This is a genomic window from Arhodomonas sp. KWT (assembly GCF_010993615.1).
Window position 1 is genome coordinate 1 of the sequence record NZ_WNXE01000780.1, and the last position, 783, is coordinate 783.

Genomic DNA, 783 nt, shown 5'->3' on the forward strand with positions numbered 1-783 from the left:
CGGACGTGACGGCGCCGGCGCGGTTTTGCAAGGCCCCCGGTCAGCCCTTCAGCCAGGCCGCCATGCGGTCCGCGGCGATTACCACCCTCGGGCAATAGCGCTGCAGGAAGTGCTCGTCGATCTCGGTGTGCTCCGCCGCGGCCGCCAGTGCCGGCCCCCCGTCGAAGTCCACGTAGGCGAGACGCATGGACAGCTCCCGGGCGGGCCGGCCGAAATTCGAGCCGGGCAGCACGGCGACGCCGGTATCCTCCAGCAGCGACTCGCACAGGGTGGCGCTGTCGGTGATACCCCGTGCCTCGAGCTGCGGGCGCAGTGCCTCGAAGCTCGGGAACAGGTAGAACCCGCCCTGGGCCGGCCGGCAGGCCGCGCCCGCCCCGGTGAGCGTGGCGTGGAAGCGCCGGGCCAGCGCACTCAGTATCCGGCGACTGTCGGCCAGGTAGCGCTCGAGCGCCGGGCCGCCGTCGAACGCGGTGGTGGCGGCGTACTGGATCGGTGCGCTGGTGGAGGTGAAGGTCTCGCTCGCCACCGCCGCCATGCCGTCGAGCAGCCAGCGCAGCTCCGAGGGAAAGGCGAAGGTGCCGAGCCGCCAGCCGCCGGCGCCGCACCACTTGGACAGGCCGTTGCTGATCACCGTGCCTTCCGGGTAGTAGCGGGCGATGGAGACGTGCCCGCCGTCGAAGTGGGTGCCGCTGTAGATCTCGTCGGAGAGCACCAGCACGCGATAACGGCGTGCGACCTCGGCGATCCCCTGGAGCTGCTCCGGCGAATAGGCCACACCGGTGG

Annotated in this window: 1 protein-coding gene; it reads right to left on the reverse strand. The window is 71.6% G+C overall.

From position 1 onward, the window contains the following. Nucleotides 1-40: 40 nt before the first annotated feature. Nucleotides 41-783 (reverse strand): pyridoxal phosphate-dependent aminotransferase (locus G7A99_RS22360; RefSeq protein WP_163144206.1); only part of this gene is annotated, 743 nt, incomplete at its 5' end.